20 protein-coding genes are annotated in these 22,939 nt (G+C 72.0%); 13 read left to right on the forward strand and 7 right to left on the reverse strand.

What is annotated here, in order from left to right:
- Positions 1-112 precede the first annotated feature (112 nt).
- Positions 113-928, reverse strand: coding sequence for an HAD family acid phosphatase (locus ACZ5XZ_RS22085; RefSeq protein WP_468980557.1), 816 nt, complete (start codon positions 926-928; stop codon positions 113-115).
- 252 nt (positions 929-1,180) lie between these two features.
- Here ACZ5XZ_RS22085 and ACZ5XZ_RS22090 point away from each other — a divergent pair, with 252 nt between their 5' ends.
- The 3 genes from ACZ5XZ_RS22090 to ACZ5XZ_RS22100 all read left to right on the forward strand — a co-directional run bounded on the left by ACZ5XZ_RS22090 (position 1,181) and on the right by ACZ5XZ_RS22100 (position 4,439).
- On the forward strand, positions 1,181-2,578 hold the full coding sequence (locus ACZ5XZ_RS22090; protein WP_468980559.1) for a glucarate dehydratase family protein: 1,398 nt from the start codon (positions 1,181-1,183) through the stop codon (positions 2,576-2,578).
- 146 nt (positions 2,579-2,724) lie between these two features.
- The gene (locus tag ACZ5XZ_RS22095; RefSeq protein WP_468980560.1) at positions 2,725-3,810 is read left to right on the forward strand and encodes an S-(hydroxymethyl)mycothiol dehydrogenase; all 1,086 of its coding nucleotides are present in this window, start codon (positions 2,725-2,727) and stop codon (positions 3,808-3,810) included.
- Positions 3,810-4,439 carry an MBL fold metallo-hydrolase gene (locus tag ACZ5XZ_RS22100; RefSeq protein ID WP_468980562.1) on the forward strand — a complete coding sequence of 210 codons (630 nt, stop codon included), beginning with the start codon at positions 3,810-3,812 and terminating at the stop codon, positions 4,437-4,439. Before ACZ5XZ_RS22095 ends, ACZ5XZ_RS22100 begins: the two co-directional genes overlap by 1 nt.
- An 83-nt stretch (positions 4,440-4,522) precedes the next feature.
- On the opposite strand, the gene ACZ5XZ_RS22105 is transcribed toward ACZ5XZ_RS22100, so the two are convergent.
- Positions 4,523-5,860 carry a 6-phospho-beta-glucosidase gene (locus tag ACZ5XZ_RS22105; RefSeq protein WP_468980565.1) on the reverse strand — a complete coding sequence of 446 codons (1,338 nt, stop codon included), beginning with the start codon at positions 5,858-5,860 and terminating at the stop codon, positions 4,523-4,525.
- 66 nt (positions 5,861-5,926) lie between these two features.
- On the opposite strand from ACZ5XZ_RS22105, the gene ACZ5XZ_RS22110 reads away from it, so the two are divergent.
- The 4 genes from ACZ5XZ_RS22110 (at position 5,927) to ACZ5XZ_RS22125 (ending at position 10,128) form a co-directional block, all read left to right on the forward strand.
- Entirely contained in the window at positions 5,927-7,072 is a 1,146-nt protein-coding gene (locus tag ACZ5XZ_RS22110) for a carbohydrate kinase family protein (RefSeq protein WP_468980566.1), read from the forward strand.
- Between the two features lie 173 nt (positions 7,073-7,245).
- Positions 7,246-8,250 (forward strand): PhoH family protein, encoded by a 1,005-nt coding sequence (locus tag ACZ5XZ_RS22115; RefSeq protein WP_468980567.1) that lies wholly within the window; start codon positions 7,246-7,248, stop codon positions 8,248-8,250.
- Positions 8,251-8,293: 43 nt separating this feature from the next.
- A complete protein-coding gene (gene ybeY / locus ACZ5XZ_RS22120; RefSeq protein ID WP_128506079.1) occupies positions 8,294-8,791 on the forward strand; it encodes an rRNA maturation RNase YbeY in 498 nt (165 codons plus the stop codon).
- Positions 8,792-8,802: 11 nt separating this feature from the next.
- Complete coding sequence (locus ACZ5XZ_RS22125) at positions 8,803-10,128, forward strand: hemolysin family protein (RefSeq protein WP_468980569.1); 1,326 nt, start codon at positions 8,803-8,805, stop codon at positions 10,126-10,128.
- A gap of 277 nt (positions 10,129-10,405) precedes the next feature.
- On the opposite strand, the gene ACZ5XZ_RS22130 is transcribed toward ACZ5XZ_RS22125, so the two are convergent.
- Positions 10,406-11,908 (reverse strand): MFS transporter, encoded by a 1,503-nt coding sequence (locus ACZ5XZ_RS22130; RefSeq protein ID WP_468980570.1) that lies wholly within the window; start codon positions 11,906-11,908, stop codon positions 10,406-10,408.
- 153 nt (positions 11,909-12,061) lie between these two features.
- Here ACZ5XZ_RS22130 and ACZ5XZ_RS22135 point away from each other — a divergent pair, with 153 nt between their 5' ends.
- The 3 genes from ACZ5XZ_RS22135 (at position 12,062) to era (ending at position 14,378) form a co-directional block, all read left to right on the forward strand.
- Entirely contained in the window at positions 12,062-12,889 is an 828-nt protein-coding gene (locus ACZ5XZ_RS22135; protein WP_468980892.1) for a helix-turn-helix transcriptional regulator, read from the forward strand.
- A gap of 43 nt (positions 12,890-12,932) precedes the next feature.
- On the forward strand, positions 12,933-13,298 hold the full coding sequence (locus tag ACZ5XZ_RS22140; RefSeq protein WP_468980571.1) for a cytidine deaminase: 366 nt from the start codon (positions 12,933-12,935) through the stop codon (positions 13,296-13,298).
- Positions 13,299-13,439: 141 nt separating this feature from the next.
- Positions 13,440-14,378 carry a GTPase Era gene (gene era, locus ACZ5XZ_RS22145; protein ID WP_468980574.1) on the forward strand — a complete coding sequence of 313 codons (939 nt, stop codon included), beginning with the start codon at positions 13,440-13,442 and terminating at the stop codon, positions 14,376-14,378.
- A 19-nt stretch (positions 14,379-14,397) separates the two neighbouring features.
- Here the strand turns inward: era and ACZ5XZ_RS22150 are convergent, their stop codons facing one another.
- The 4 genes from ACZ5XZ_RS22150 to ACZ5XZ_RS22165 form a co-directional block, all read right to left on the reverse strand.
- Positions 14,398-15,648 carry an MFS transporter gene (locus ACZ5XZ_RS22150; RefSeq protein WP_468980575.1) on the reverse strand — a complete coding sequence of 417 codons (1,251 nt, stop codon included), beginning with the start codon at positions 15,646-15,648 and terminating at the stop codon, positions 14,398-14,400.
- On the reverse strand, positions 15,645-17,039 hold the full coding sequence (locus ACZ5XZ_RS22155) for a GH1 family beta-glucosidase (RefSeq protein ID WP_468980578.1): 1,395 nt from the start codon (positions 17,037-17,039) through the stop codon (positions 15,645-15,647). The genes ACZ5XZ_RS22150 and ACZ5XZ_RS22155 overlap by 4 nt, the downstream gene beginning before the upstream one ends.
- 128 nt (positions 17,040-17,167) lie before the next feature.
- Complete coding sequence (locus ACZ5XZ_RS22160) at positions 17,168-17,434, reverse strand: protealysin inhibitor emfourin (RefSeq protein WP_468980579.1); 267 nt, start codon at positions 17,432-17,434, stop codon at positions 17,168-17,170.
- Positions 17,435-17,555: 121 nt separating this feature from the next.
- Positions 17,556-18,641: a M4 family metallopeptidase gene (locus ACZ5XZ_RS22165; RefSeq protein ID WP_468980580.1), complete on the reverse strand. Its 1,086-nt coding sequence runs from the start codon at positions 18,639-18,641 to the stop codon at positions 17,556-17,558.
- Between the two features lie 298 nt (positions 18,642-18,939).
- Between ACZ5XZ_RS22165 and leuA the strand changes: the two genes are divergently transcribed.
- From leuA to ACZ5XZ_RS22180, 3 genes are all read left to right on the forward strand, one after another.
- Positions 18,940-20,718 carry a 2-isopropylmalate synthase gene (leuA, locus tag ACZ5XZ_RS22170; RefSeq protein WP_468980582.1) on the forward strand — a complete coding sequence of 593 codons (1,779 nt, stop codon included), beginning with the start codon at positions 18,940-18,942 and terminating at the stop codon, positions 20,716-20,718.
- A gap of 186 nt (positions 20,719-20,904) precedes the next feature.
- Positions 20,905-21,945, forward strand: coding sequence for an SGNH/GDSL hydrolase family protein (locus ACZ5XZ_RS22175; protein WP_468980583.1), 1,041 nt, complete (start codon positions 20,905-20,907; stop codon positions 21,943-21,945).
- A 172-nt stretch (positions 21,946-22,117) separates the two neighbouring features.
- On the forward strand, positions 22,118-22,825 hold the full coding sequence (locus ACZ5XZ_RS22180) for a TerB family tellurite resistance protein (RefSeq protein WP_468980894.1): 708 nt from the start codon (positions 22,118-22,120) through the stop codon (positions 22,823-22,825).
- The last annotated feature ends 114 nt before the right edge of the window (positions 22,826-22,939 follow it).

Here is a 22,939-nt window from a genome sequence, read left to right on the forward strand (position 1 = left end):
CAGCATCTCCCCCCCTTCTCCCCCCCCCCCCCCCCCCCCCCCCCCTCCCCCCCCCCCCCCCCCCCCCCCCCCCCCCCCCCCCGCCCCGCCTCACGGCAGGCGGCGCATCGCCTTACGGCAGGTAGTACATCGGGTTCGGCATCTTGAACGTCCGGTCGCCGGCGCCGCCGCTCAGGTCGCTGTACTGGTCCCCGAAGTTGGCGACGACGTGGTAGCCGAGGGACTCGATGTGCTTGCGGGTGCCCGACTTGTACTCGATGGTGGTGCAGGTGGCGCCGCAGGGCAGGTAGGCCGGCGGGTTCTCCTTGTTCTTCAGGTAGACGTGGCCGCGGTCCAGCGCCACGTCGTAGCCGACGTTCTTGAGGTTGCGCACGCTCCAGTCGCGCTGCGACTCCTTACGGCCGGTGATGAAGAAGACCTCGGCGCCCTTGTCGTGCGCCCAGTTCACCAGGCGGTCCATTCCGAAGACCGGGTCCATGTCGGTGGTCTCCAGGTACTTGTCCTGGCTGGCCGGGGTGTAGTTGAAGCCGACCTGGAGCTCGTAGTTGTACGTGAGCAGGGTGGTGTCGTCCATGTCGAGGACGATGGCGGGCTTGGCGTGCCCGTCGCCCTTGGAGTGCTTGGCCAGGGCCTTGGTCAGGTAGGCGCGGGCCTTGGCCTCGATGCCGCGGACCTGGCGGGCGTAGTTGCTCTTCGGGGAGGCGTAGTGCTCGCCGTCGGCCGTCACCGTGTCGCCGTAGTACGCCTTGATCTTGTCCTGGACCTGCGTGAGGTTCGGGATCTCCTTGTCGGTGCGCGGCACGGAGTGTTCGGCGGTGGCCTGGCCGATGCCGAAGACCGCGGTGCCGGTGGCGAGGGCGGCGACCGTCGCGGCGCCGAGGCGGGCGCGACGGGAGAGGGCGGGACGGAAGCGATCGAAACGGCGCATGCGCGGCTCCTTCAGGGGGGTGAGTGGTCACCGGTAGGTCTAACAGAGCCTTAAATGCCTATCTACGCGCGAAGATTCAATGATTGGTAAAGGCTCTGCCGGGTGGGCGGATGCACCCAACCTGACGCGCGGCCGCGGGTATTGACGGGCGGGACGCCCGCTCCCTAGCCTCCGACTCCATCCATGGATGCCATCTATATACAGGAACGGTAGGGGCGTCGGTCGCGACGTCCCGGCCCGTAGGAGCCCCGGATGACCGACGCCAAGGACGCCCTCACCATCGCCGAGGTCCGCCTCACCCCGGTCCTGGTGGCCGACCCACCGCTGCTGAACACCCAGGGCGTGCACCAGCCCTACACCCCCCGGCTGATCATCGAGCTGACCACGGAGGACGGCACGACCGGCCTCGGCGAGACCTACGGGGACACCAAGTACCTCGACCTGGCACAGCCGTTGGCGACCGCGCTGATCGGCCGCTCGGTCACGGACCTGAACACTCTGCCCGCACTCGCCGCCGAGGTCTGCGGGGACTCTTCCCCAAGCTCTCAACTACGTTCGAGCAGGGGAGACCCCAACGCCGCGACCGGCGCCGACGCGGTCGACGCCGGCGGGCTCCGCGGCGTCCAGACCGCCGGCAAGCTGCGGCTCTCGGTCCTCTCCGGCTTCGAGGTCGCCTGCCTCGACGCCCGGGGCAGGGCCGCCGGCCTGCCCGTCCACGCCCTGCTCGGCGGCAAGGTCCGCGACCGCGTGGAGTACAGCGCCTACCTCTTCTACCGGTGGGCACAGCACCCGGGCGGCCGCGGGGAGCGCGACGACTGGGGCGCGGCGCTCGACCCGGCCGGCGTCGTCGCGCAGGCCCGCCGGTTCGCCGACACCTACGGCTTCACGTCCTTCAAACTCAAGGGCGGGGTCTTCCCGCCCGCACAGGAGGTGGCGGCGATCAGGGCACTGGCGACCGCGTTCCCCGGGCGGCCGCTGCGGCTCGACCCCAACGGCGCCTGGAGCGTGGCGACATCGCTGCGGGTCGCGGACGAACTGCACGACGTCCTGGAGTACCTGGAGGACCCCGCGAGCGGCACGGACCGTATGGCGCGGGTGGCGGCCGGACTGCGCGGAGCGGGGCGGTCCGCCGGCGGACCGGACGGGAGCGGACGGCGGGCGGGACTCCCGCTGGCCACGAACATGTGCGTGACGACCTTCGACGAGATCGCCGAGGCCGTCACCCGCGACGCCGTCCAGATCGTGCTCTGCGACCACCACTACTGGGGCGGGCTGCGCAGCACCCGCGAACTCGCCGCCGTCTGCCGCGCCTTCGGCGTCGGGCTGGCCATGCACTCCAACACCCACCTGGGCATCAGCCTCGCCGCGATGACCCAGGTCGCGGCGACCGTGCCGGACCTCGCCCACGCCTGCGACACCCACTACCCCTGGCAGACCGAGGACGTCCTGACCGAGCGGCTCACCTTCCGCGACGGCCGGGTGGCCGTCGGCGACGCCCCCGGCCTCGGTGTCGCCCTCGACCGCGACCGGCTCGCCGCGCTGCACCGCCGCTGGCTCGCCGACGACGGCGGCCTGCGCGACCGCGACGACGCCGCCGCCATGCGGCGCGCCGATCCCGACTGGACCACCCCCGCCGTCCCGCGCTGGTGACCTCGGTGCGCGCGCTCCCGGCCGGAGATCACGGACCCGGCCGTGGTCCTGCGCACGGCAGCCCCGCACGCGTACGGTGAGGCACGGCTCAGTGGCAGTGTGCGCCACAGTGGTCCCGTATGTGATCTTTGAAAGGGGCTGTTCCGATGGCACAGGAAGTGCGCGGCGTGATCGCGCCGGGGAAGAACGAACCGGTCCGGCTGGAGACGATCCTGGTACCGGACCCGGGGCCCGGCGAGGCCGTGGTGAAGGTCCAGGCGTGCGGGGTGTGCCACACCGATCTGCACTACAAGCAGGGCGCCATCAACGACGAGTTCCCGTTCCTGCTCGGGCACGAGGCGTCCGGAGTGGTGGAGTCGGTCGGCCCCGGTGTCACCGACGTCGCGCCGGGCGACTTCGTCGTCCTCAACTGGCGCGCGGTGTGCGGAGCGTGCCGGGCCTGTCTGCGCGGCCGCCCCCAGTACTGCTTCGACACCCACAACGCCCGGCAGAAGATGACGCTCAAGGACGGGACCGAGCTGAGCCCCGCCCTCGGCATCGGGGCCTTCGCCGACAAGACGCTGGTCGCCGCCGGACAGTGCACCAAGGTCGACCCGGAGGTGTCGCCCGCGGTGGCCGGCCTGCTGGGCTGCGGGGTGATGGCGGGCATCGGCGCCGCCCTCAACACCGGCGGGGTCGGGCGCGGCGACTCGGTCGCGGTCATCGGCTGCGGCGGAGTGGGCGACGCGGCCGTGGTGGGCGCGCGGCTGGCCGGAGCGGCCAGGATCGTCGCGGTGGACATCGACGACCGCAAGCTGGCGACCGCGCGCACCATGGGCGCCACCCACACCGTCAACTCCCGCACCACCGACCCCGTCGAGGCGATCCGCGAGCTGACCGGTGGCTTCGGCGCGGACGTCGTCATCGACGCGGTCGGCCGGCCGGAGACCTACCGGCAGGCGTTCTACGCCCGCGACCTGGCCGGGACCGTCGTCCTGGTGGGCGTCCCCACCCCGGAGATGACCCTGGAGCTGCCGCTGCTGGACGTCTTCGGCCGCGGCGGCGCCCTCAAGTCCTCCTGGTACGGCGACTGTCTGCCCTCCCGCGACTTCCCGATGCTGATCGACCTGCACCAGCAGGGCCGGATCGACCTCGGCGCCTTCGTCACCGAGATCATCGGCATCGACGAGGTCGAGCGGGCCTTCGAGCGGATGCACGCCGGCGACGTGCTGCGTTCGGTGGTGACGCTCTGATGGCGGCCCGCGTCGACCACCTGGTCACCTCCGGAACCTTCTCGCTCGACGGCGGCACCTGGGACGTCGACAACAACGTCTGGATCGTCGGCAACGACGACGAGGCGATCGTCATCGACGCCGCCCATGACGCCGAGGCCATCTTGGCGGCGCTCGGCGGCCGGACACTGCGCGCGATCATCTGCACCCACGCGCACAACGACCACATCGACGCCGCCCCCACGTTGGCGAACCGCACCGGCGCCCGGATCCATCTGCACCCCGCCGACCTGCCGCTGTGGCAGCAGACCCACCCGGACACCGCGCCGGACACGGAACTGGCGGACGGACAGGTCCTGACCATCGCCGGCACGGACCTGCACGTGCTGCACACCCCGGGCCACGCCCCCGGCGCGGTCTGCCTCTACGCGCCAGACCTGCGGACGGTCTTCACCGGCGACACCCTCTTCCAGGGCGGCCCCGGCGCCACCGGCCGGTCCTTCTCGGACTTCCCGACGATCGTCGACTCGATCCGGGACCGGCTGCTGACCCTGCCACCGGAGACGCGGGTGCTGACCGGGCACGGGGAGTCGACGACGGTCGGGGAGGAGGCGCCCCACCTGGACGAGTGGATCAAACGGGGCCAGTAGGGGGCGGGCGAACACATCCCGTAGGGGGTGCGAGGGCCCCCTGCGGGCCTGAACGTGGCGGGGCCGGGGGGTGTTCCCGGTGGTCACGCTTCGGTGGCCGCCCGCCGCAGAATGCGGGCGGCGACCGCGGGGGAGTCCACCAGCGGATGCAGCGCCAGCGCCCGCAGTGCCGCGCCCCGGTCCTTGCCCACCGCGGCCTGGACCGTCGCCCGCTCCACCGCCTTGACCTGCAGCATCAGCCCCAACTGGTCCTCCCGCAGCGGCGCGCAGGGCAGCGGGCGGGCGCCGCGGGCGGTCACCTCGCACACCGTCTCCACGATCGCGTCCGGCGCCAGCTGCGGCACCGTCGTGCCGTTGCGGACGTTGAGGATCAGCCGGGTCCCGCTGTCGTCCACGATGGCGTGCATCAGGGCCAGTGCCACCCGGTCGTAGCCACCGCCCTCCAGGTCGTGGCTGTCGCGCTGCCAGCCGCCGCTGGCCTCGCGGCTGTGCGCCATGTACGTCTCCTCGCGCTCCAGCCGCGTCCGCTCCCACAGCGCGTACACCGCCTCCGGGCCGCCGGCCGCGGCGGCCCGCTCGAAGAAGCCGCCCTGCTGCTGGTCGAGGAACTCGCCGCGGGTCTCGGTGGTGTCCCGTACCGAGGCGAGGGTCTCGCGGCGGAAGTAGTAGTAGTGCAGGTACTCGTTGGGGAGCGCGCCCAGGGTGCGCAGCCAGTCCGGGCCGAAGAGCCGGCCCTCCTCGAAGGAGCCCAGCGCCCTGTCGTCGGCGAGCAGGCCCGGCAGCAGCTCCTTGCCCTCAAGCGTCAACGACCGCAGCCAGCCGAGGTGGTTGAGCCCCACGTAGTCGTAGCCGACGTCGCCGTGCTCGAAGGCCGCCGGGTCCGCGCCGGCCGCCCGTGCCGCCCGGCGCACCAGCCCCACGGGTGAATCGCAGATCCCGATGACGCGGTCGCCGAGCACCTGGGACATCGCCTCGGTGACCATGCCCGCGGGGTTGGTGAAGTTGATGACCCAGGCGTCCGGGGCGAGCGCGGCGACCCGTTCGGCGATGTGCAGCGCCACCGGGATCGTCCGCAGGCCGTACAGGACGCCGCCCGCGCCGACCGTCTCCTGGCCGAGCACCCCCTCGGACAGCGGGATCCGCTCGTCGCGGATCCGGCCGGCGGTACCGCCCACCCGTATCGCGGAGAAGACGAAGTCGGCGCCGGTCAGCGCGTCGTCCAGCCCCGTCGCGACCCGTACGGGCACCGGCGCCCGGTGGCCGTGTGCCAGCCGCGTCAACACCTCGGCGATCACCGCCACCCGGCGGGTGTCGGTGTCGTGCAGCACCACTTCGGAGACGGAGCCCGTCGCGTCGGCCAGCAGCGCGCGGTAGACCAGCGGCACCCGGAAACCGCCGCCGCCGAGAATCGTGAGCCTCATGAGGCGGAACGTACCGCAGCATCAGGCACACTGGCGGCACGTGCTGATATGAGAGGGGCGTGCACGGTGAGCAGCCGACGCGATGTCCATCCGCCCGCGGGCCCGGCCGAAGTGCCACCGGCCCTCGATCCGCTGGCCGAGGTGCGCGCCGAGGGCGATCCGCACACCGACGTCTACCTCACCGGCACGGTCTTCTTGGACATCGTCTTCACCGGCCTGGACTCCGCGCCGGTGCGCGGCACCGAGTCCTGGGCCCGCGGGATGGGCTCCAGCCCCGGCGGCGTCGCCAACATGGCCACCGCGCTGGCCCGGCTGGGGCTGCGCACGTCCCTCGCCGCGGCCTTCGGCGACGACAAGTACGGCGAGTACTGCTGGGAGGCGCTCGAACAGGGCGAGGGCATCGACCTGGCGCTGTCGCGCACGGTCCCCGGCTGGCACTCCCCGGTGACCGTCTCCATGGCGTACGAGGGCGAGCGCACGATGGTCTCGCACGGCCATGAGGCCCCGCCGCCCGACTTCGCCTTCGACGGCAAGCACGCGCCGGGCTGCCCGCCGCCGTCCCGGGCCTGCGTCGCCTCGCTCGTACCGGGCCGCCGGGAGGGCTGGCTGGGCTGCGCGGCGGGCCGCGGCAGCCGCATCTTCGCGGACGTGGGCTGGGACGACAGCGGCCGCTGGGACCCGGCCGACCTCGCCGACCTCGAACACTGCGAGGCGTTCCTGCCCAACGCGGAGGAGGCGATGCGCTACACCCGTACGGACTGCCCGCGCGCGGCCGCCCGCAAGCTCGCCGACCTGGTGCCGCTCGCGGTCGTCACGCTGGGGTCGGAGGGGGCCTGCGCGGTGGACGGGCGGACCGGCGAGAGCGCCGAGGTGCCCGCGATCGCCGTGGAGGCGCTGGACCCCACCGGCGCCGGCGACGTCTTCGTCGCGGGCTTCGTCACCGGCACGCTGGCCGACTGGCCGCTCGCCGACCGGCTGGCCTTCGCGGGGCTGAGCGCCGCGCTGTCGGTGCAGGAGTTCGGCGGTTCGCTCTCCGCGCCGGGCTGGGCGGAGATCGCGGCCTGGTGGCGGCAGGTGCGGGCCTATGAGACCGGCACGGCGGGCGCGCTGCGCCGTCAGTACGCCTTCCTCGACGAGGTGCTGCCCGCGGCCTACCGGCCCGCTCCGCTGGCCCGGGCCGTCCCCACGATCGGCTTCCGCCGCCCGGCCTGAGCTGCGTCGACGGCGGGCGCGCCGCCTTCGCCGGTCGGGCGGCCGGGAAAAGCCCTCGGGCTTGTCAGTGCCCCGTCGTACTCTTGTAGCGCAAGGAGTCAGTGCAGGCAGGCACCTCTGAGGGCTCCTCCGATGAGCAAAGGATGGGGGTTGAGCAGGCCTCGAGCCGCCCTATGACCCAGACACCCACGCAACCGCAGGCGTCCGCCCAGTTCACCGTCCCGGCCAAGCACCCGATGGTCACGGTCCTGGGGTCCGGAGACTCGCTACTGCGCGTGATCGAGAAGGCCTTCCCGGCGACCGACATCCATGTCAGGGGCAACGAAGTCAGCGCTGTCGGCGACGCCCGGGAAGTCGCCCTCATCCAGCGCCTTTTCGACGAGATGATGCTGGTGCTCCGCACCGGACAACCGATGACGGAGGACGCGGTGGAACGCTCGATCGCCATGCTGCGCGCGGCGGAGGACGGCGGGGGCGCGGTGAGCGAGACGCCCGCCGAGGTGCTCACCCAGAACATCCTCTCCAACCGCGGGCGCACGATCCGGCCCAAGACCCTCAACCAGAAGCGCTACGTCGACGCCATCGACAAGCACACCGTCGTCTTCGGCATCGGCCCGGCCGGCACCGGCAAGACGTATCTGGCCATGGCCAAGGCCGTCCAGGCGCTGCAGGCCAAGCAGGTCAACCGCATCATCCTGACCCGCCCCGCGGTCGAGGCCGGCGAGCGGCTGGGCTTCCTGCCCGGCACCCTCTACGAGAAGATCGACCCGTATCTGCGGCCGCTCTACGACGCGCTGCACGACATGCTCGACCCCGACTCCATCCCGCGCCTGATGGCCGCGGGCACGATCGAGGTCGCGCCGCTGGCGTACATGCGCGGCCGGACGCTCAACGACGCGTTCATCATCCTCGACGAGGCGCAGAACACGAACCCCGAGCAGATGAAGATGTTCCTCACCCGCCTCGGGTTCGACTCCAAGATCGTCATCACCGGCGATGTCACCCAGGTCGACCTTCCGGGCGGCACGAAGAGCGGTCTGCGCCAGGTCCGGGAGATCCTGGACGGCGTCGACGACGTGCACTTCTCCCTGCTCACCAGCCAGGATGTGGTCCGCCACAAGCTGGTCGGCCGTATCGTCGACGCCTACGAGAAGTACGACAGCCGCAACGGCCAGTGAGCCGGACGCACCGAGCGAACGAGAAGTGAGAAGCAACGCCCCCATGTCCATCGACGTCAACAACGAGTCCGGTACGGACATCGACGAGCAGGCCATCCTGGACGTCGCCCGCTACGCCGTCGCCCGGATGCGCATCCACCCGCTCTCCGAGCTGTCCGTCATCGTGGTGGACGCCGAGGCCATGGAGCAGCTCCACATCCAGTGGATGGATCTGCCGGGCCCGACCGATGTCATGTCCTTCCCGATGGACGAGCTGCGTCCGCCGGCCAAGGACGACGAGGAGCCCCCGCAGGGGCTCCTCGGTGACATCGTGCTGTGCCCGGAGGTCGCCAAGAAGCAGGGCGAGGAGGCGCCGACCGGGCACAGCATGGACGAGGAGCTCCAGCTGCTGACCGTCCACGGCGTGCTCCACCTCCTCGGCTACGACCACGAGGAGCCGGACGAGAAGGCCGAGATGTTCGGTCTGCAGGCGGCGATCATCGATGGCTGGCGCGCCGAGCGGGGCCTGACCGGCCCCTCTCCCGCCCCCACCGTCACCTGACGGTGCCCGCGATGACCACCCAGCTGATCGCGGTCGCGGTCCTGCTCGTCGTGATCGCCTGGCTCGCCGCCTGCGCGGAGGCGGGCCTGGCCCGTACCACCAGCTTCCGCGCCGAGGAGGCGGTCCGCTCCGGGCGCCGCGGCAGCGCCAAGCTCGCCGCGGTGGCCGCCGACCCCACCCGCTACCTCAATGTCGCGCTGCTGGTGCGGGTCGGCTGCGAGATGGCCGCCGGCGTCCTGGTCACCTACGCCTGCCTGCGCTCCTTCGACGAGACCTGGGAGGCGCTGACCGTCGCCATCGGCGTGATGGTGCTGGTCTCCTACGTCGCCGTCGGTGTCTCGCCGCGGACGATCGGCCGCCAGCATCCGCTGAACACCGCCACGGCCGCCGCGTACGTCCTGTTGCCGCTGGCCCGCGTCATGGGCCCCATCCCGCAGCTGCTGATCCTCATCGGCAACGCCCTGACCCCCGGCAAGGGCTTCCGCAAGGGCCCGTTCGCCTCCGAGGCGGAGCTGCGCTCCCTGGTCGACCTCGCCGAGAAGGAGTCGCTGATCGAGGACGAGGAGCGCCGGATGGTGCACTCGGTCTTCCAGCTCGGCGACACCCTCGTCCGCGAGGTGATGGTGCCGCGTACGGACCTGGTCGCCGTCGAGCGCTTCAAGACCATCCGCCAGGCGCTGACCCTCGCCCTGCGCTCGGGCTTCTCCCGGATCCCGGTGACCGGCGAGAACGAGGACGACATCGTCGGCGTGGTCTACCTCAAGGACCTCGCCCGGAAGGTCCACATCAGCCGCGACGCCGAGACCGAGCTGGTCTCCACGGCCATGCGGCCCGCCGTCTTCGTCCCCGACACCAAGAACGCCGGTGATCTGCTGCGCGAAATGCAGCAGGACCGCAATCATGTCGCGGTGGTCATCGACGAATACGGCGGCACCGCCGGCATCGTGACCATCGAGGACATCCTCGAGGAGATCGTCGGCGAGATCACCGATGAATACGACCGCGAATTGCCGCCGGTCGAGGATCTCGGTGACGGCCGCTATCGCGTCACCGCCCGCCTGGACATCGGCGACCTCGGTGAGCTCTACGGCCTGCCCGAGCTGGACGACGAGGACGTGGAGACCGTCGGCGGACTGCTCGCCAAGCTCCTCGGCCGGGTCCCGATCGCCGGCGCCACCGCTGAGGTGGACCTCTCCGGTACCGACGCCGACCCGGAGCTGACCGCGCTCCGGCTGACCGCCGAGTCGCCGGCCGGCCGCCGCAACAAGATCATCACGGTGCTCTGCGAGCCGGTCCGCGCCAAGGTCGCCGGCGAGGCGGGGGAGCTCTCCGGGTAATCCCCGGCGAATACGGGAGTATTCTCCGCCCCGATGTGCAGAAACTTGCACACGGCGCTTATCTGCAGAAAATTGCACATGGGCACTTATCTGCAGTGCACCAGAAATGTTCTGCAAGTCATTGCCGAGGGGGCTGGATTCTTCCCCGCATGCCATGGAAGGATCTTCCAGCGGCCGTGGGAATGCGGCCGCCATGCGTGCGAGAAATCGCCTGAGAAATCTTGCAGCGCAGGTTGCCCCGGCTACGGGGGTACCGGGGCAACCACCTTCTTCCTCCTCAGCCGCGGCGCGCCGTCCGCAGTCCGGCCGCCACCAGCAGGGCGACCACGGCCACCGCCGCCGCGTCCAGGCCCAGCCCCAGCTCGATACCGCCGAGGGTGGCGTCCGCGAGGCCGCCGCCCCCGTCCCGCAGTGCGGCGACACGGGCCGAGGCCACCGCGCTCAGCAGCGGAATGCCGACGGTCAGGCCCAGCTGCTGGGAACTGGTGACCAGGCCGGTCGCCAGGCCCTGCTCGGTGTCCGGGACGCCGGAGGTGGCGGTCACGCCGTAGGAGATGATCGCCCACAGGTGGCCCAGGCTGGCGAAGGTCACCCCGACAAGGGCCAGCCACAGGCCGCTGCCGGTGCCCAGGCCCAGCAGCGCGGCGGTGAAGCCGGCCTGCAGCAGCAGCCCGGTCAGCAGCGTGCGGCGGGCGCCGAGCCGGCCGATGACCCGGGGCGCGAGGACGCCGGCGACCGCCGAGACCGCGCCCTGCACACCGAAGACCAGGCCGGTCTGGAAGGCGGACAGCCGCAGCACCTCCTGCAGGTAGAGGGTGAGCAGGAAGATGACGGCGCTCATCATCGCAAAGGTCGTCAGGCCCGCCAGATTGCCCCAGGCGACCGTACGGCGGCGCAGCATCGGCAGCGACACCAGCGGCTGTTCGGCCCGCGACTCCACGAGCACGAAGCCGGCCAGCAGCGCCACCCCCGCCACCAGCGTCACGATCACGTCCGGGTGGCCGAAGCCCCGCTGGGCGGCGGTGGACAGGGCGTAGATCAGCGACAGCAGTCCGCCGGTGACGGTGACCGCCCCGGGCACGTCGATCCGCGGCCGCGAAGGGTGCCGGGACTCGGTCAGCAGCGCCGGCGCCGCGGCCAGTACCGCCACCCCGGCCAGCGACAGCAGGCCCATCGTGGAGCGCCAGCCGAGCACGTCCGTCATCATCCCGCCCAGCACCATGCCGATGGTGAAGCCCATCGACATCAGCGTCCCGCTGATGCCCAGCGCGCGTTCGCGCTGCGGCCCCTCGGCGAAGGTGGTGGTCAGCAGCGACATCCCGGTGGGCACGATGATCGCCGCACCCAGGCCCTGGAGCGCCCGCCCGCCCAGGAAGGCCGCCGGGGACCACGCCAGCGCGGCCAGCACCGAGGCCACGGTGAACAGCGCGAGCCCGGTCAGGAACAGCCTGCGCCGCCCGAAGAGATCGGCGATCCGGCCGAACAGCAGCAGAAAGCCGCCCGAGGGCAGCGCGAACGCGGTCACCGCCCACTGCAGATCGGCCTGGCCCATGCCCAGGTCCCTGCCGAGCACGGGCAGCGCCACGTTCAGGATGGAGAAGTCCAGCGCGATGATGAACTGCGCGGCACACAGCAGGAGCAGGACCAGCCTGTCGCGTGGTGCCAGCCGCGCGCCGGCGGCAGCGGCAGCGGCGGGGGCGCAGTCGGCGGCCCGGGCGGGTCCGGTCGGCGCGCCCTCGGGCCGGGTATCGGGGGCGAGGGGGGTGTCGGTTGTCGGCATACGGCGAGCCTGCGGGCCCGGAATACGCGGTGGGGAGCGGGAACTTATCGTGGTGTCCGCACCACCAGCCACGCCGACAGGGGGAGAAACGTGGCCCCGAACACCGCTGCCCACGACACCTCGCGCCGACGCCAGGAGCTGCGCGACTTCCTGATGAGCCGCCGCGCCCGGGTCACCCCGGCCGAGGCGGGCCTGCCCGACGGCGGCCGCCGCCGCACGCCCGGACTGCGCCGCGAGGAGGTCGCCGTCCTCGCCGGGGTCGGCGCGTCCTGGTACCAGTGGCTGGAGCAGGGCCGCGACATCACCGTCTCGCCGCAGGTGCTGGACGCGGTCGCCCGGGTGCTGCGGCTCACCGGCGCCGAACGGCGGCATCTGTACGTACTGGCCGGGCTGAACCCGCCGCTGCGGCAGGACGCCGAGGAGCTGGGCATGACGGACGTCTGCGCGGGCCTGCAGCGGCTGATCGACGCCTGGATGCCGTTCCCGGCGCACATCCTGGACCCGTACTGGAACACCATCGCCTACAACGAGGCGGCGCACCTGGTCATGGGGCACGGCCGCCCCGGCGTCTCCCCCAACTGCCTGATCGCGTTCTTCACCGACCCCGTGTACCGCGCGCGGGCCGCCAGTTGGGAGGCGAACGCGCCGACGGTCGTCGCGCAGTACCGCGCCGCGTGCTCGGCGCGCCCCGGCGACGAGGGCTTCGAGGAGATCGTCCGCGAGGCCTCCGCGCTCAGTGCGGAGTTCCGCGAGCTCTGGGCGCGCGGCGATGTGCAGGACGGTGGTCAGATCCACAAGGAGATGGACCATCCGCTGGTCGGCGCCCTGCAGTTCGAGACCACCCAGCTGCGGATCCCGGTCCGGCCGGACCTGAACATCGTGCTGCACAACGCGTGCCCGGAGACCGACACCGCGACGAAGCTGGAGTGGATCACCTCTCCGGAGGGCCGCCGGGGCGGGATGTACTCGGTGGCGGGGTGATCCCCGTACGGCCGCCGGGGCGGCGGCGCATATGCTCGCCGGTATGACCGAAGCCGCACCGCTGGACCCCGAAGACCGCAAGATCATCACGCTCGCGCGTTCGGCACGGGCACGCAACGGCGTGCCCGAGGGCGCCGCCGTACGTGACGAGACCGGCCGCACGTACGTCGCCGGCACCGTCGCCCTGGAGTCGCTCAAGCTCAGCGCGCTGCAGACGGCCGTCGCGATGGCCGTCGCCAGCGGGGCGACGTCCCTGGAGGCCGCGGCCGTGGTCACCGACGCCGAGGGCGCCGCCGACGCGGACCGTGCGGCCGTACGCGACCTCGGCGGCCCCGCGACGCCCGTCCTGGTCGCCGGCCTCGACGGCACCCTGCGCGCCGCGGTCCCGGCGGGCGAGCAGGGCGAGTAGCACGCACCCGGCCGCGGGGCGCGCGGGGCGGGGCCGCACGGCGAAACCCGCCCGCATCCGCCGCGTGCCGCGGCCGTACGCCGCACTGATCATCGCCCGGCGTGGTCGGAGCGGCGCCGTGGATCGGGGAGAATGGGCGCCATGAGCGTTCGTACAGACTCCTCCGCCCCGCACCGCGCCGGCTTCGCCTGCTTCGTCGGCCGCCCCAACGCCGGCAAGTCCACCCTCACGAACGCTCTCGTCGGGACGAAGGTGGCGATCACCTCCAATCGCCCGCAGACCACGCGCCACACGGTGCGCGGCATCGTGCACCGCCCCGACGCCCAGCTGGTCCTCGTCGACACACCGGGGCTGCACAAGCCGCGCACGCTGCTCGGCGAGCGCCTCAACGACGTCGTGCGCACCACCTGGTCCGAGGTCGACGTGATCGGCTTCTGTCTGCCCGCCGACCAGAAGATCGGCCCCGGCGACCGCTATATCGCCGGTGAGCTGGCCGACATCAAGAAGACCCCCAAGGTCGCCATCGTCACCAAGACCGACCTGGTCGACTCCAAGGCGCTGGCCGCCCAGCTGATCGCGATCGACCAGCTCGGCAAGGAGCTGGGCTTCGAGTGGGCCGAGATCATTCCGGTCTCGGCGGTGGGCGACACCCAGGTCTCCCTCCTGGCCGACCTCCTCGTCCCGCTGCTCCCGGAGGGCCCCGCGCTCTACCCGGAGGGCGACCTCACCGACGAGCCCGAGCAGGTCATGGTCGCCGAACTGATCCGCGAGGCCGCCCTGGAGGGCGTGCGCGACGAGCTGCCGCACTCGATCGCGGTGGTCGTCGAGGAGATGCTGCCGCGCGAGGACCGCCCCGCCGACAAGCCCCTGCTCGACATCCACGCCAACGTCTACATCGAGCGCCCCAGCCAGAAGGGCATCATCATCGGCCCCAAGGGCAAGCGCCTGAAGGAGGTCGGCACCAAGTCCCGCAAGCACATCGAGGCGCTGCTGGGCACGCCGGTCTTCCTCGATCTGCACGTCAAGGTGGCCAAGGACTGGCAGCGCGACCCCAAGCAGCTGCGCAAACTGGGCTTCTGAAAGGCCCCGGGGCCAGGCTCTACGCCACGCCCCGGATCCGCCGCACCAGCAGCGCCCCCACCAGCCCGATCGCCGCCGCGACGCCGTACAGCGCCCGGTAGCCGCCGAGGTGGCCGACGATCGGCGCGGCCAGTGCCGGGGCGGCCACCTGCGGCAGCGAGTTGGCGATGTTGATGATGCCGAGGTCCTTGCCGCGGTGCGCGGCGGCCGGCAGCACCTCGGTCATCAGCGCGAGGTCGACGGAGGTGAAGACGCCGAATCCCAGGCCCAGCAGCGCCGCGGCGCACACCGCCCCCGGCCAGGTCTGCCATACGGCCAGCAGCCCGGTGGCCACCGTCATGATCACCCCGGCCCACAGCACGAACGGCTGGCGTCGCCCCGCCCGGTCCGACCAGATCCCGCCCACCACGACCGTGGCCAGCAAGGTGACGCCGTTGACGGCGGTCAGCACCAGCACCCCGCCGCCCGGGTCCGGCCGCCGCAGCACATCCCGCAGGTAGTACAGCAGATACAGCAGCGCCAGCGAGTTCCCGAGGTTGACCAGGAACCGGGTCAGCCAGGCCCAGCCCAGGTCGGGATGGCGACGCGGGCTGATCCAGAACCCGCCGAGGAACGCCCGCCAGGTCAGCGCCGGCCGCCGCGCCGCCGGCAGCACCGGATCCCGGTGCAGCAGCACATACGGCACCGTCCCCAGCACCGCGAACCCGGCGCAGGCCAGATAGCCGCCGACCACCCCGCCGCCGGCCGTCGCCAGTCCCGTCCCGGCCACCACGCCCAGAATCTGCGCGGCCCCCAGCCAGCCGCCCACCGACCCCCGCTGCCGGTGCGGCACCCGGTCGGGCACCGCGGCGGTGATCGCCGCGAACGCCGCGTTCAAGGTGAGCTGCACCAGGCACCACCCCACCGCCATCATCGGCACGCTCCGGGCCCCCGCCAGCAGCACCAGGGACCCGGCCCCGCCCGCGACCCCGGCGGCGATCCACGGCGTCCGCCGCCCGAACCGCGACGTCGTACGGTCCGACAGCGCCCCGAACAGCGGGTTGGCGACCATCGAGACGGCGGCCCCGGCCCCCGTCACCCACGCCAGCACCGACTCCTTGGCCGTGCCCGCCGGCGCCAGCTCGGCCGCCTGCCACGCGAGCAGGATCTGCAGCGGCCCGTACCACCCGACCCAGATGGCCCCGTTGGCCAGCGACAGCGACGCGGTCCAGCCGCGCCCCACCCGCCGCGACGGCTCCGCGAGCGCCCCCGAAGCCGCCGGCGTGCTCATCCCCGGTCCTGCCGGGCCTGCTCCCGCAGCACCTCCCGCAACCAGTGGTACGACGCCTTGGGCGTGCGCGTCAGCGTCTCGTAGTCCACGTGCACCAGCCCGAACCGCCGCGCGTACCCCTCCGCCCACTCGAAGTTGTCCAGCAGCGACCACACGAAGTACCCCCGGACGTCCACCCCGGCCGCCATGGCCGCGTGCAGCGCCCGCAGATGCCCGTCCAGGAAGGCGATCCGCTCGCCGTCCTCGATCCCGTCGTAGGAGCAGCCGTTCTCGGTGATGACGACGGGCGGCAGCCGGTCGCCGTACCGCTCCCGGAAGGACACCAGCAGCTCGGTCAGCGCCTCCGGGACCACCGGCCAGCCGAAGTCGGTCCGCGGGTAGCCCTCGATCTCCCTGGGCGCGAAGGGGAGTTCGGCCGGTATCTCGATCCCGGCGAAGTCGGCCGGCTCGCTGCCGTCCGCCTCCCGTGGGGCGCCCACCGACGTCGGCTGGTAGTAGTTGATCCCGTACCAGTCCAGCGGCTGCGCGATGATCTTCAGGTCCTCGGTGACGGGGCCCGGCAGCATCCCCGCCAGGTCCCACTCCTCACCCGGATACCGCCCCAGCACAAGGGGCTCGGCGAAGAGCCGGTTGAGCAGCAGGTCGTAGAGTCCGGCGGCCGAGGTGTCCGCCTCGTCCCGGGAGGCCGCCCAGGTCGGACCGTGCGAGTTGGCGATGCCGATGCCGCCCGCTCCCCGGGCCCGCAGCGCCTGTACGGCCAGGCCGTGCCCCAGCAGCTGGTGGTGCGCCGCCGGCAGCGCCTCGAACAGCAGCCGCCGCCCCGGCGCGTGCTGTCCCAGCCCGTAGCCCAGCAGCGTCAGTTCGGCGGGCTCGTTGAGCGTGATCCACCGCTCCACCCGGTCCCCGAGCCGCGCCGCCACCACGTCCGCGTACGCCGCGAAGTGCTCGGCCGTCTCCCGTACGAGCCACCCGCCGCGCTCCTCCAGGGTCTGCGGGGTGTCCCAGTGGAACAGCGTCGGCACCGGCGCGACGCCCGCCGCCAGCAGCTCGTCCACCAGCCGGTCGTAGAAGTCCAGCCCGGCCGCGTTGACCGCGCCGCCGCCGTCCGGCACCACCCGCGGCCACGCCACCGAGAACCGGTACGCGCCGACCCCGAGCCCGCGGAGCAGCGCCACGTCCTCGCGGTAGCGGTGGTAGTGGTCGGTGGCCACCCGCGCGTGGGACCCGTCCTTGATCCGCCCGGCCTGCGCCGCGAACACGTCCCAGGACGAGCGCCCCCGCCCCTCTTCCGCCACCGCGCCCTCGATCTGCGCGGCGGAGGTCGACACCCCCCACACGAAGTCCCGGGGAAAGCGCGGCAGCGAGGCGGACGAGACCGGCACCGTAGTCATGGCCGGATCTTCTTAACCGCCGGTAACAGTGTCAAGAGGTGGGCGGGCAAGGGGAGTTGGGGCGACGGTGCCCGCGAGGCGGTGCCTGCGTCGCAGCTGCCTTACGACGGCGGTGCCCGCGCCGCCCCCTAAGACCCTTCCTTCATCACCCGCGTGATCAACGTCCGCTGCTCGGCCGTGAGGCGGGGGTCGGAGCAGTACACGGTGTTGCCGTCGACGGTGATCTGGTAGCTGAAGCCGTCGGGGACCCCGACGGGGGGTTCGGCGTGGGCGGTGGCCACGGCCTGTTCGGCGAGGGTGTGCCAGTCGGCCGCGTCGGGGCGGTCCGCGGTGTCGATCTCGGCGCGGCGGTCGACGCCCGCGAAGCCGCCGGTGCGGTGGATATGAATGCGCATAACGGAATCCTCCGACGTCGTCGGACGCCTTGCGAGGGGCTCCTACCCCCTGTCGCCACGGTAATCGCGGACGGGGCGGGAGCGCCCGTCGGACGCCCCCGCCCCGCCCGCCTCCCGCGTCCTACGCGATGGGGACGCCGACCTTGTTCCAGGCCTCCTGTACGGCCTTGAGCTCCTTGCCCTCGCCGAAGCGGGCCCGGGCGGCGGCGACGGTGAGCGCGGCGAAGTCGGCGAACCGGGCGCTCCTGGCGAGCTCGCCGCCGGTCAGCACGTCGTACCAGACCTGGCCCGCACGCTCCCAGGCCTTGCCGCCGAGGGCGGTGGCGACCAGGTAGAAGGCGTGGTTGGGGATGCCGGAGTTGATGTGTACGCCGCCGTTGTCGTCGGCGGTGTCGACATAGCCGTCCATGGTGGCGGGCTGGGGGTCCTTGCCCAGGACGTCGTCGTCGTAGGCCGTTCCGGGGGCCTTCATGGAGCGCAGGGCCGTGCCTTTGTCGATACCCGGGCCGAGCAGGTCGGCGCCGATCAGCCAGTCGGCCTGCTCGGTGGTCTGGCCGAGGGCGTACTGCTTGATCAGGGCGCCGAAGACATCGGAGACGGACTCGTTGAGGGCGCCGGACTGGCCCTGGTAGTCGAGGTTGGCGGTGTACTGGGTGACGCCGTGGGTCAGCTCGTGGCCGATCACGTCGACGGGGATGGTGAAGTCCACGAAGAGGTCGTTGTCGCCGTCGCCGAAGACCATCCGCTCGCCGTCCCAGAAGGCGTTGTTGTACTTCTCGCCGTAGTGGACGGTCGCGTCGAGCGGCAGGCCGGCGCCGTCGATGGACTTGCGGCCGTAGATCTTGAGGTAGAGGTCGAAGGTGGCGCCGAGGCCGGCCTGGGCGCGGTTGACCGAGGCGTCCTGGGAGGGGCCGTCGGACTCCGCGTGCACCTTGGTGCCGGGCAGGTCCTCGCGGTGCTCCGCGTCGTAGATGGTGCGGCTCGGCTTGTCCGCGGCCTCGCCGGGCTCGCCGGGGGTCAGACCGCGGGCGGCCAGCTCGCGACGCTGGGTGCGGCGCAGGTGGTCGTGCTCCAGGGTGCGGCGGGCGGTGTCGCTCCGGGCCGGGTCGTCGTGCTGGGCCAGGTTGTCGAGGATGTGCGGCGGGATGATCGTGCAGAAGACGGGGGTGGAGGTGGCGGCCTTCTTGCTCGTCTCGTTGAGGTCCATGAACAAAAGGTGGCACTGTGTAGTCCCCGTGTCACTGGCCGCGGTCGAGATTCCTGAATATGTGTGGTTCATCGCATTTAGGCCGTAACGTCCGACCCGGTCCCGCATACTGATACGCACCCGCCACTCAGGGCGTACCTCAGCTAGGGTGCTGTGCATCATGCGTTTCGGGCTGCTTCTCCTTAGCTGCCGCGGCGAGGGCCTGTAGTCGTAGGCCGACCCCCTCCCCGCGGAGTTCGGTGTTGCGATCTTTCGCCCCGTCGGCCTCCCAGCGGACATAAGAGGAGCCCTACGCACCATGACGAATCCGTCGAGCCCCGCAGCCCACGCCGTCGGCCGCCGCACCCCGGTCACCAACGCCACGCGACTGCAGCGCCCCTCCGGGATGCCGATCCACAAATACGGCCCCTACGAAGCCGTCGACATCCCCGACCGCACATGGCCGGACAACCGCATCACCGCCGCGCCCCGCTGGCTGTCGACCGACCTGCGCGACGGCAACCAGGCCCTGATCGACCCGATGTCGCCGGCCCGCAAGCGCGAGATGTTCGACCTGCTGGTGCGCATGGGCTACAAGGAGATCGAGGTCGGGTTCCCGTCCTCCGGCGAGACCGACTTCGCGTTCGTGCGCTCCATCATCGAAGAGGGCGCCATCCCGGAGGACGTCACCATCTCCGTGCTGACGCAGGCCCGCGAGGAGCTGATCGAGCGGACCGTGGAGTCGCTGCGCGGCGCCCACCGCGCCACCGTCCACCTGTACAACGCGACCGCCCCGACCTTCCGCCGGGTCGTCTTCCGCGGCTCGAAGGAGCAGGTCAAGCAGATCGCGGTGGACGGCACGCGGCTGGTGGTGGAGTACGCCGACAAGCTGCTGGGCGACGAGACGATCTTCGGCTACCAGTACTCGCCGGAGATCTTCACCGACACCGAGCTGGACTTCGCGCTGGAGGTCTGCGAGGGCGTCATGGACGTCTGGCAGCCGGAGGAGGGGCGCGAGATCATCCTCAACCTGCCCGCCACCGTGGAGCGTTCCACGCCGTCGACGCACGCCGACCGCTTCGAGTGGATGTCGCGCAACCTCTCCCGCCGCGAGCACATCTGCCTGTCCGTGCACCCGCACAACGACCGCGGTACGGCCGTGGCCGCCGCCGAGCTGGCGATCATGGCGGGCGCCGACCGTATCGAGGGCTGCCTGTTCGGCCAGGGCGAGCGCACCGGCAACGTCGACCTGGTGACGCTGGGCATGAACCTGTTCTCCCAGGGCGTCGACCCGCAGATCGACTTCTCGCAGATCGACGAGATCCGCCGGACGAGCGAGTACTGCAACCAGATGGAGATCCACCCGCGCCACCCCTACGCGGGCGACCTGGTCTACACCGCCTTCTCCGGCTCCCACCAGGACGCCATCAAGAAGGGCTTCGACGCCATGGAGGCCGAGGCGGCCGCCGCCGGCAAGGCCGTGGACGACATCGAGTGGGCGGTGCCGTACCTGCCCATCGACCCCAAGGACGTCGGCCGCTCCTACGAGGCCGTCATCCGCGTCAACTCCCAGTCCGGCAAGGGCGGTATCGCCTACGTCCTGAAGAACGACCACAAGCTGGACCTGCCGCGCCGGATGCAGATCGAGTTCTCCCGGATCATCCAGGAGAAGACCGACGCCGAGGGCGGCGAGGTCACCCCGGCCGCCATCTGGTCCGTCTTCCAGGACGAGTACCTGCCCAACCCCGACAACCCGTGGGGGCGCATCCAGGTCAAGAACGGCCAGAGCACCACCGACCGCGACGGCGTCGACGCGCTCACCGTCGAGGCGGTCGTCGACGGCCGGGACACCGTCCTGACGGGCTCCGGCAACGGTCCGATCTCCGCGTTCTTCGACGCCCTGCAGGGCATCGGTGTCGACGTACGCCTGCTGGACTACCAGGAGCACACCATGAGCGAGGGCGCCTCCGCACAGGCCGCCTCGTACATCGAGTGCGCGATCGGCGACAAGGTGCTGTGGGGCATCGGCATCGACCCGAACACCACGCGCGCCTCGCTGAAGGCGGTCGTCTCCGCCGTCAACCGCGCGGGTCGCTGACCCGGACGCAGGTCCTCCCCGGCGCCCCCGTGGCTCACACCGAGCCGCGGGGGCGCCGTCGTGCGCCCGGGCCACCTGAAGGTGGGGTTTGAAAATCCGCCCCAGTCACTCTGCGTAGTATTCCCAGTACGTTCGGTGCTGCGCGCCCGTCGGACCGGCCGCGGCGCGGACACCAAGGACGTGCACATGAGCAGACCACGCATGCCCGTCGTCGCCCGGCTGGCCCTGGCCGGGGCCGCCGCCCTCGCGGTGGTGGGCTCCTCCCTCACCCCGGCCTCCGGGGCACCGGCCGCCGCGGCCGACCGTCCCACCTACGTCGCGCTCGGCGACTCCTACAGCGCGGGTTCGTTCGTCCGCCCCTGGGACGACAGCGACGGCTGCGGCCGCTCCTACCGCAACTACCCCCATCAGGTCGCCGAGCGGCTCCACTACGAGCTGACGGACGTCACCTGCGGAGCGGCCGAGGTGGTCCAGGGGGTCCTGGAGCCCCAGCCGTCGGAGAAGGTCCTCGGCCCGCCGACGACCCCGCCACCGGACGGCTGGGACGCCCTCGCCCCGCAGATCGACGCGCTGTCCGACGACACCGACTACGTCACCGTCAGCATCGGCGGCAACTCCCTCGGCTTCGGGCCCATCCTGACCAAGTGCCTTGAACTGGGCGCCTTCGCGCCGGTGTGGCAGCGCAAGCCCTGTACGCACCACTACACCGCCGGTGGAGCCGGAGCGGCCTGGCTGGACAAGCGGTTCGCCCAGCTCGACGTCGACTTCGACCGGATGATGACGAAGATCCGTGCGGCCGCGCCGCATGCGAAGATCGCCGTCGTCGGCTATCCGGCCGTCGTCGCGGATCCCGCCGGCTGCAGGTACGGGCACTGGAACCAGCTCGGCAGCCTCAGAAAGGGCGACATGCCCTGGGTGGACGAGCTCGAACGCGACCTCAACGGCCTGCTGAAGAAGCAGGCGGACAACCACGGCACGGCCTACGTCGACACCTACGGCCCCAGTACGGGCCATGGTGTGTGCGAGAGCGGCGACGCGAAGTGGATGTACGGGATCAAGGACAACCTCACGGGTGACGGTGACCAGACCGACCCGCCCGCGGGCCTGTGCCGCCAGATCCCCGGCACCGGTGAGAGCTGCACCTTCGTCCACCCCAACGCCCGTGGCCTGGACAACCAGGCGCGCGAGGTGACCGAGGCGCTCAGGAGCCCGTCCTCCAGAAGCTGACGCGGCCCCCGCTCCGCGCCGCGTCAAGGGGCTCCGCCCTTCTCCCCCGGAAGGGCGGAGCCCGCCCCCCTCCCGCCAGTTGTCCGATACGAGGTGCTGACGCCGCATCAATGATGTGGCTAACATCACGTCCAATAGGCGACGGGGCCGCAGCGGCATGGAGGCTGGCGTGATGCACAAGATGTGTGTGATGGGCGTGCGCACGTCCTGGCGTACCGTCGCCGACGGCGAGTTCTTCTGCCCGGACTGCGGCGGCGACCGCAACTACCTGCGCCGGACCGGTCAGCGCCGCCTGACCGTCCTGGGTGTGCCGGTGCTCTCCCGCGGCGCCACCGGCCCCGTCCTGGAGTGCTCCGCCTGCCACGGCCACTTCGGCCTGGACGCCCTCGACCACCCCACCACCGTCCGGTTCTCCGCGATGCTCCGCGACGCCGTCCACACCATCACCCTCGCCCTGCTGGCCGCCGGCGGTACCTCCTCCCGCGCCGTGCGGGCCACCGCCGTCGACACGGTCCGCGCGGCCGGCTTCGCGGACTGCTCCGAGGACCAGCTGCTCACCCTCCTCGCCGCCCTCGCCGCCGACACCGGCCTGCCCCCGAGGTCGTCGGCCGCGCTCCCCGGAGGCCACTGCGGCCACCACGGCCTCGACCCCTGCGGCACCGCGCTGGCCATAGAGCTCCATGAGTCCCTGGAGCCGCTCGCCCCGCACCTCGCCCGCGCCGGCCGTGAGTCGCTGCTGCTGCAAGGCGCCCGGATCGCCCTCGCCGACGGCTCCTACACCCCCGCCGAACGCGAGGCGCTCACCACGGTCGGCAGCGCGCTGATGCTCCGCCCGGGCGACACCCACCGCTTGCTGGCGGCCGCCCGTACGCCCTCCTGAGGGCCCTTCGTACGCCCTCCTGAGGGCCCTCCGTACGCCCTCCCGGCATGCGCGACGCCCCGGTGCAGCCGACGCCCCCGCGGCGGCCCGAGGCCCACGCAGACCGACGCCCCG

The sequence above is a fragment of the Streptomyces sp. NPDC033270 genome (genome assembly GCF_055576575.1).

Excerpts from the sequence above, each read along its gene's own strand:
- ACZ5XZ_RS22140 (WP_468980571.1), top strand. The coding sequence starts at position 12,933 with ATGACCGAAGCCGCACCGCTGGACCCCGAAGACCGCAAGATCATCACG.
- ACZ5XZ_RS22135 (WP_468980892.1), top strand. The coding sequence starts at position 12,062 with ATGAGCCGCCGCGCCCGGGTCACCCCGGCCGAGGCGGGCCTGCCCGAC.
- ACZ5XZ_RS22105 (WP_468980565.1), bottom strand. The coding sequence starts at position 5,860 with ATGAGGCTCACGATTCTCGGCGGCGGCGGTTTCCGGGTGCCGCTGGTC.
- ACZ5XZ_RS22100 (WP_468980562.1), top strand. The coding sequence starts at position 3,810 with ATGGCGGCCCGCGTCGACCACCTGGTCACCTCCGGAACCTTCTCGCTC.
- ACZ5XZ_RS22150 (WP_468980575.1), bottom strand. The coding sequence starts at position 15,648 with ATGAGCACGCCGGCGGCTTCGGGGGCGCTCGCGGAGCCGTCGCGGCGG.
- ACZ5XZ_RS22180 (WP_468980894.1), top strand. The coding sequence starts at position 22,118 with ATGCACAAGATGTGTGTGATGGGCGTGCGCACGTCCTGGCGTACCGTC.
- ACZ5XZ_RS22115 (WP_468980567.1), top strand. The coding sequence starts at position 7,246 with ATGACCCAGACACCCACGCAACCGCAGGCGTCCGCCCAGTTCACCGTC.
- leuA (WP_468980582.1), top strand. The coding sequence starts at position 18,940 with ATGACGAATCCGTCGAGCCCCGCAGCCCACGCCGTCGGCCGCCGCACC.
- ACZ5XZ_RS22090 (WP_468980559.1), top strand. The coding sequence starts at position 1,181 with ATGACCGACGCCAAGGACGCCCTCACCATCGCCGAGGTCCGCCTCACC.
- ACZ5XZ_RS22085 (WP_468980557.1), bottom strand. The coding sequence starts at position 928 with ATGCGCCGTTTCGATCGCTTCCGTCCCGCCCTCTCCCGTCGCGCCCGC.
- ACZ5XZ_RS22155 (WP_468980578.1), bottom strand. The coding sequence starts at position 17,039 with ATGACTACGGTGCCGGTCTCGTCCGCCTCGCTGCCGCGCTTTCCCCGG.
- era (WP_468980574.1), top strand. The coding sequence starts at position 13,440 with ATGAGCGTTCGTACAGACTCCTCCGCCCCGCACCGCGCCGGCTTCGCC.
- ACZ5XZ_RS22160 (WP_468980579.1), bottom strand. The coding sequence starts at position 17,434 with ATGCGCATTCATATCCACCGCACCGGCGGCTTCGCGGGCGTCGACCGC.
- ybeY (WP_128506079.1), top strand. The coding sequence starts at position 8,294 with ATGTCCATCGACGTCAACAACGAGTCCGGTACGGACATCGACGAGCAG.
- ACZ5XZ_RS22175 (WP_468980583.1), top strand. The coding sequence starts at position 20,905 with ATGAGCAGACCACGCATGCCCGTCGTCGCCCGGCTGGCCCTGGCCGGG.
- ACZ5XZ_RS22165 (WP_468980580.1), bottom strand. The coding sequence starts at position 18,641 with ATGGACCTCAACGAGACGAGCAAGAAGGCCGCCACCTCCACCCCCGTC.
- ACZ5XZ_RS22125 (WP_468980569.1), top strand. The coding sequence starts at position 8,803 with ATGACCACCCAGCTGATCGCGGTCGCGGTCCTGCTCGTCGTGATCGCC.
- ACZ5XZ_RS22130 (WP_468980570.1), bottom strand. The coding sequence starts at position 11,908 with ATGCCGACAACCGACACCCCCCTCGCCCCCGATACCCGGCCCGAGGGC.
- ACZ5XZ_RS22095 (WP_468980560.1), top strand. The coding sequence starts at position 2,725 with ATGGCACAGGAAGTGCGCGGCGTGATCGCGCCGGGGAAGAACGAACCG.